Source organism: Nonomuraea sp. SBT364 (genome assembly GCF_001083785.1).
Lineage (GTDB): Bacteria > Actinomycetota > Actinomycetes > Streptosporangiales > Streptosporangiaceae > Nonomuraea.
This window is the reverse complement of the sequence record NZ_LAVL01000117.1, coordinates 21,559-27,558: the sequence shown is the minus strand read 5'-3', so window position 1 is coordinate 27,558 and position 6,000 is coordinate 21,559. Positions and strand designations below refer to the sequence as shown.

The following is a 6,000-nucleotide window of genomic DNA, read 5'->3' as shown; positions in this document are numbered from 1 at the left end:
TTCGTCGGCAGCGTCAGAGTTGTATAAGAGACAGGGTCCGCACCCGCGCGGTGATCGACCCGTCGGGGGCGGACCCGCGCGAGCCGTACCTGCGCTTCGTCGCCGAACTGGAGACCCGGGGCTGGCTGCCCCCGCATGCGGCCGCCCACGCGCGTGAAAGGAGCGCCCGATGACGGACCTGGTGCTGGTACGCCACGGCGAGACCGTGTGGCACGCCGAGAACCGCTACGCCGGGGTCAGCGACATCGAGCTGACCCCGCGCGGCCACGACCAGGCCGCACGGCTGGCCGGCTGGGCGCGCACCGCCGGGCTGGACGGCGTGTGGGCCTCGACGCTGAGCCGTTCCCGCATCACCGCCGCGGGCAGCGCCGAGGCGGCGGCCGTGGAGCTACGGGTGGACGAACGCCTGCGGGAGCTCGACTTCGGCAGGGGCGAGGGGCTGACCGCCGACGAGATGCGCGAGCGCTTCCCCGGCGCCCGCGCCGCCTTCGAGGCCGACCCCGGCGCGAACCCGCTGCCCGGCGGCGAGCGGCCGGTGGAGGCCGCCGACCGGTTCACCGCCGCGCTGCGTGACATCGCCGCCGCCTGCCCCGGCGGCCGGGTGCTCGTGGTCGCGCACACGACCGCCATCAGGATCGCGCTGTGCCGGCTGATCGGCGTGCCGCTCGGCGAGTACCGGCGGCTGTTCCCGCGCCTGGACAACTGCGCGCTCACCGAGCTGCGCCTGCGCGGCGAGCAGGTCGCGGTCCTGAAGTACAACTCCCCGATTGGAGCCTTGCGTTGACCATCCGAGTCCTTGCCGCCGGCGACCATTTCGTCCGCAACGACCTGCTCATCGACGCGTTGCGCCGCGAGGTGCCCGGCGAGGTGCTGGCCGGCGAGCTCACGCTGCCGTGGCCGGTGGTGCCGTTCGGCCGGGTGGGCGAGGTCGACGAGGCGTCGGACGTGGAGGACGAGCTGATCGAGGCGCTCCAGGGCGTCGAGGCGTGCGTCACCCAGATGGCGCCGCTCACCCGGCGCGTCCTCGACGCCTGCCCGGACCTGCGGCTGTTCTGCGTGAGCCGGGGCGGCCCGGTGAACGCCAACCTGGAGGCCGCCACCGAGGCGGGCGTGGCCGTGACGTTCGCGCCGGGCCGCAACGCGGTCGCCACCGCCGAGCACACGCTGGCCATGCTGCTGGCCGCCACCCGGCGCATCCCGCGGACGCACGCCGACCTGGCCGGTGGCGTCTGGCGCGGCGACTACTACATCTACGACAACGTCGGCCCCGAGCTGGAGGGCAGCACGGTCGGCCTGGTCGGCTACGGCGCGATCGGCCGCCGGGTGGCCCGCATGCTCCAGGGGTTCGGGGCCGAGGTGCTGGTCTTCGACCCGTACGTGGACGTGCCGGGCCGGGTGGAGCTGGACGAGCTGCTGCGCCGCTCCCGGTTCGTGTCGCTGCACGCCCGCGCCACCCCGGAGACCATCGGCATGATCGACGCCGGCCGGATCGCCGCCATGCCGGCCGGATCGGTGCTGGTCAACTGCGCCCGGGGGTCGCTGCTCGACTACGACGCGCTGTGCGACGCGCTGGACTCCGGTCACCTGTTCGGCGCGGCCATGGACGTCTTCCCCGAGGAGCCGATCCCCGCCGGGTCCCGGCTGCTGACCACGCCGAACCTGGTGATGACCCCGCACCTGGCCGGCGCGAGCAAGGAGACGGCCGCGAAGGCCGCCTCCATCGTCGCCGCCGACGTGGCCCGCTACGTGCGCGGCGAGCCCCTGCTGCACTGCGCCAACCCGGCCGTCAGCCTTTCAGCGCGCCAGCCATCAGGCCGCGCATGAAGAAGCGGCCCAGCAGCACGTAGATGAGCATGGTGGGGATCGACGCCAGGATCGCCGCCGCCATCTGCTGGCTGTAGGGCGTGGCCTGGGCGCCGGCGATGTTGTTCAGCATCACCGTGGTCGGCCAGCTCGTCGGCCCGGTGAGGAACACGGCGAACAGGAAGTCGTTCCACAGCGAGGTGAACTGCCAGATGATCACCACCGCGATGGCCGGGCCGGACACCGGCAGCACCACCGACCAGTACGCGCGCAGCATCCCCGCCCCGTCGACCCGGGACGCCTCGATCAGCTCGTCCGGGATCGTCACGTAGTAGTTGCGGAAGATCAGCGTGCAGATCGGGATGCCGTACACCACGTGCGCCAGCACCAGCCCCGGGATGCCGCCGTAGAAGAAGCCCTGCAGCCCGGTCAGCTCGTTCAGCCCGACCAGCAGTTGCACCAGCGGGATCATCACCCCCTGGTAGGGGATGAACATGCCGAACAGGAACAGCGTGAACAGCACGTCGGCCCCGGGGAAGCGCCATTTGGACAGCACGTAGCCGTTCATGGAGCCGAACGCGCACGACAGGATCGAGCCCGGCACCGCGAGCAGCACGCTGTTCCACAGCCCGGGGGCGAGCTTCTCCCACGCCACTCCCCACGCCTCGAACGTCCACGTCCCAGGCAGGTTCCACGCCTGACTGGGGTCCGCCTCGGTCAGCGGCTTGAAGCTGGTGACCAGCAGCACGTAGATGGGGATCAGGAAGACCACCACGAAGGCGATCAGCAGGGCGAGCCGGACCCAGGAGCCCGCGTGCCTCATGAGCGCCTCTCCTTGCGGACGGACCAGATCAGGTACGGGATCACGAACACGGCGACGCTGAGCACGATGTACGAGGCGATGGTGGCGCCCTTGGCCGGATCGTGGGAGTCGAACACCGCCACCCACATGAACACGGCCGGCACGTCGGTGACGATCTGCTTGCCGGAGACCGCGACGATCAGGTCGAACACCTTGAGCGAGATGTGCCCGAGGATGATCAGCGCGGACAGCGTCACGGGGCGCAGCAGCGGCAGCACCACGTGCCGGTAGACGCCCCACTCGGTGGCGCCGTCGACGCGTGCCGCCTCCCGCAGTTCCTCCGGCACGCCCCGGAACCCGGCAAGGAACAGCGCCATGACATATCCGGACATCTGCCAGACGGCCGGCAGCGCCATGGCCGCCATGCCCCACTCCTGGTTCCGGAACCACTCCCACTGCGGCAACCCGATCGCGTCGAACAGCCGGTTCAGCCCGACCGCCCGCTCGTCCATCCCCGAGTTCATCAGCCACCGCCACACGATGCCGGTGGCGACGAACGACACGGCCATCGGGAACAGGTAGATCGCCCGGAACGTCCCCTCGCCCCAGATGCCCTTCTCCATCAGGAACGCCAGGAACCAGCCCAGCACCAGCGCACCCGCCACGAACACGACGGTGAACACGATCGCGTGGTTCACCGACAGGTGCCACCGGGCCTGGTCCCAGATGTCGATGAAGTTCCGCAGCCCGACGAAGCTCCCCTCGGACACCTCGTCGTGCTTGTCCGTCATGGCCAGCTGGAAGTTCCAGCCCAGCAGGCCGTACACGAACACGCCGATCGCCACGATCGACGGCGTGACCAGGAGCAGCCCCGGGAGCCAGGCGCGCACCCGTCTCAACGATTGCCTCCCTTTCCAGAGGGGGTACGGCGGGCGTGCCCGCCGTACCCGCCGATCACTGGGCGTTCGCCGTGGCGGCGGCGGCCAGGCCCTTCTGCAGCTCGGCCACGTCCTGGGTGCCGATGAACAGCCCGACCGCCTCGTTGATGGCGGCCAGCCACGGCTGGTTCACCGCGACGCCGTGCTGGATGGAGCCGGCCAGGTCGTCGCCCGACCAGTCCTTCAGCGCGTCGGCCAGGTAGTCGGTGTAGAGGGACTGGTCGGCGTCCTTGCGGGCGGGGATGGAGCCCTTCTTCGGGTTGAAGGCGTCCTGTCCCTCCTTGCTCGCCGCGACCTTCAGCCAGGCGACGGCCCCGTCACGGTTCTTGGCGCCCTTGGGCAGGGTGAAGCTGTCCGACAGCCACAGGTAGGTGCCCTCGGTGCCCGGCGCGGGCGCCCAGTCGAAGTCGGTCTTCGACGCCTTGCCCAGGCCGCCGTCCGGCGGGTTGTGGAAGTAGCCGTACGCCCAGTCGCCCATGATGTTGAACGCGGCCTCGCCGTCGGCCACCTGCTTGGCCGCGGGCTGCCAGTCGTCCTGGGGGCTGCCCGCGTACGACATGATCTTCTTGAAGCTCTCCAGCGCCTTGGTGACCCCGGCGCTGTTCCAGTCGGCGCCGGGCTTGAACAGCGCGTTGTAGGCGTCGGTGCCGAGCGAGCCGAGCAGCACGCTCTCCAGCAGGTGGGTGACCGTCCACTCCGAGCCGATCGAGAGCGGGATCTTGCCCGTGGCCTTGACCTTCTCCAGGGCGGCGACGAACTCGTCGATCGTCTTGGGCGCGCCGGCGACGCCGGCCTCCTTCAGCACCGCCGGGTTGAACCACAGCACGTTGGAGCGGTGGATGTTCACCGGCACCGAGTAGATCTTGCCGTCGACGCTGATCTGCTCGACGAGCTGCGCCGGGAAGGCGTCGGCGAGCTTGAGCTCGTCGTAGAGGAAGTTGAGCTCCTCCAGGTCGCCGGCCTTGATGTAGCCCTGCAGCTCGGCGCCCGCGTGTCCCTGGAACGTGTCGGGCGGGGTGTCGGCCTGCAGCTTGGAGGCGAGCAGGGCCTTGGCCTTGTCGCCGGAGCCGCCCGCGACCGCGGCGTCGAAGAAGGTCAGGTTCGGGTTCTGCTGCTCGAAGATCTGCCGCATCGCCTGCAGGCCGTCGGCCTCACCGGGCCCGGTCCACCAGGAGAACACCTCGACCTGCTGCTTGCCGCCACCGCCGTCGCCGCTCGCGGCCGGCTGGGCCGGGGAGCCGCCACCGCCGCACGCCGACAGCCCGAGCAGGCCGGCCAAAGTGATCGCGACGGTCGCCGTCCACCGTCGTCTCATCGCACACCATCCCTTCGAGAAATCCCCCGAGTTGGTGAGTTGACAACGTTGTCAGTAGGGCAATCAACGCACTTCGCACTCCGGCGCGTCAAGGCATGCGCGGATAACAGGTCCGCATACTGAGAACTGTCGGTGGCCGCGGGCACACTTCCAGGTATGGCCGACGAGCCCCTCGAACTGGGCGAGATCTCCCTCTCCGACTGGCACGCGCACACCGACACGATGGCCGACGTGGGGTTCCTCGTCATCGCGAGGCGACTCCCCTCACTCGTCCGCCAGGCCATGGGCATGGCGTGGCGGGCCGGCCCCCGCGACACCGCGGCGACCGTCGGGCTCAGCCTGCTCGGCGGCCTCTACGCCGACCTCTACACCCTGCAGGCGTCGGCCTACAGGTGATCACCGGGTCCCGTCAGTGACTGGCGAAGCCCTGGGTCCAGTGCCCGCCGGCGAAGCCGACGCCGATGTGGGTGTAGCCGCACGTGAGGATGTTGGCCTTGTGGCCGGGGCTGTCCATCCAGCCGGCCACGACCTCCGCGGCCGTGCGCTGCCCGGCGGCGATGTTCTCGCCCCACGAGCCGATCGGCGCGAAGCCCGAGTCACGGATGCGGTCCCCCGGCCCTTCGCCGTCCGGCGATTCGTGGTCGAAGTAGTCGCGGGCGACCATGTCCTTGGAGTGGGCCAGCGCCGCCGCGCGGAGTTCGGGGTCGTGCCTGAGCGGCTTGCAGCCCGCCTTGGCGCGGGCGGCGTTGGTGAGCCTGACGACCTCGTTCTCGGCGTTGGTGCCCACGGCGGCGGACCGCTTGGCGGGAGCGGGCTTGGTGGGGGTTCTCTTGGTCGGGGCCGGCTTCGGCTCGGCGGCGGCGGTCGCCGACTTACGCGTGCCGGGCGTCCTGGTGGGCCTGGGGGTGTCCTTCGGGCCGGCCCGCCTGCTCGTCGTGCGGCCGGGGACCGGCGTGGGCTCGGCGGTCTCCTCGTCCGGCTCGCCCTCCCTGCTGATCACCGGCTCCTCGCTCCCGGCGGGCGCCGGGGGCGGGCTGGACGTCGCGGCGACGTTCCGGGGCTCGGCGGCGCGGGCGTCGACGACGACGGCCACGCCGACGAGGGCGGTCAGGCCGAGGCCGATGGTCGTGGACAAGATCCTG

7 protein-coding genes are annotated in these 6,000 nt (G+C 70.9%); 3 read left to right on the top strand and 4 right to left on the bottom strand.

The window, feature by feature from the left end:
- Positions 1 to 169 precede the first annotated feature (169 nt).
- Positions 170 to 784: a histidine phosphatase family protein gene (locus tag ADY59_RS34515; RefSeq protein ID WP_049571367.1), complete on the top strand. Its 615-nt coding sequence runs from the start codon at positions 170 to 172 to the stop codon at positions 782 to 784.
- On the top strand, positions 781 to 1,824 hold the full coding sequence (locus tag ADY59_RS34510) for a 2-hydroxyacid dehydrogenase (RefSeq protein ID WP_082310625.1): 1,044 nt from the start codon (positions 781 to 783) through the stop codon (positions 1,822 to 1,824). Before ADY59_RS34515 ends, ADY59_RS34510 begins: the two co-directional genes overlap by 4 nt.
- Here the strand turns inward: ADY59_RS34510 and ADY59_RS34505 are convergent.
- The 3 genes from ADY59_RS34505 to ADY59_RS34495 all read right to left on the bottom strand — a co-directional run bounded on the left by ADY59_RS34505 (position 1,787) and on the right by ADY59_RS34495 (position 4,858).
- Complete coding sequence (locus ADY59_RS34505) at positions 1,787 to 2,626, bottom strand: carbohydrate ABC transporter permease (protein WP_049571364.1); 840 nt, start codon at positions 2,624 to 2,626, stop codon at positions 1,787 to 1,789. The genes ADY59_RS34510 and ADY59_RS34505 overlap by 38 nt on opposite strands.
- Complete coding sequence (locus ADY59_RS34500) at positions 2,623 to 3,495, bottom strand: carbohydrate ABC transporter permease (RefSeq protein WP_231619032.1); 873 nt, start codon at positions 3,493 to 3,495, stop codon at positions 2,623 to 2,625. Before ADY59_RS34500 ends, ADY59_RS34505 begins: the two co-directional genes overlap by 4 nt.
- A gap of 64 nt (positions 3,496 to 3,559) precedes the next feature.
- Positions 3,560 to 4,858 (bottom strand): ABC transporter substrate-binding protein, encoded by a 1,299-nt coding sequence (locus tag ADY59_RS34495; RefSeq protein WP_049571359.1) that lies wholly within the window; start codon positions 4,856 to 4,858, stop codon positions 3,560 to 3,562.
- A gap of 156 nt (positions 4,859 to 5,014) precedes the next feature.
- On the opposite strand from ADY59_RS34495, the gene ADY59_RS34490 reads away from it, so the two are divergent.
- Entirely contained in the window at positions 5,015 to 5,254 is a 240-nt protein-coding gene (locus ADY59_RS34490; protein ID WP_049571356.1) for a hypothetical protein, read from the top strand.
- A 13-nt stretch (positions 5,255 to 5,267) separates the two neighbouring features.
- Here the strand turns inward: ADY59_RS34490 and ADY59_RS47745 are convergent, their stop codons facing one another.
- On the bottom strand, positions 5,268 to 5,993 hold the full coding sequence (locus tag ADY59_RS47745; RefSeq protein ID WP_053175430.1) for a CAP domain-containing protein: 726 nt from the start codon (positions 5,991 to 5,993) through the stop codon (positions 5,268 to 5,270).
- Between the last annotated feature and the right edge of the window lie 7 nt (positions 5,994 to 6,000).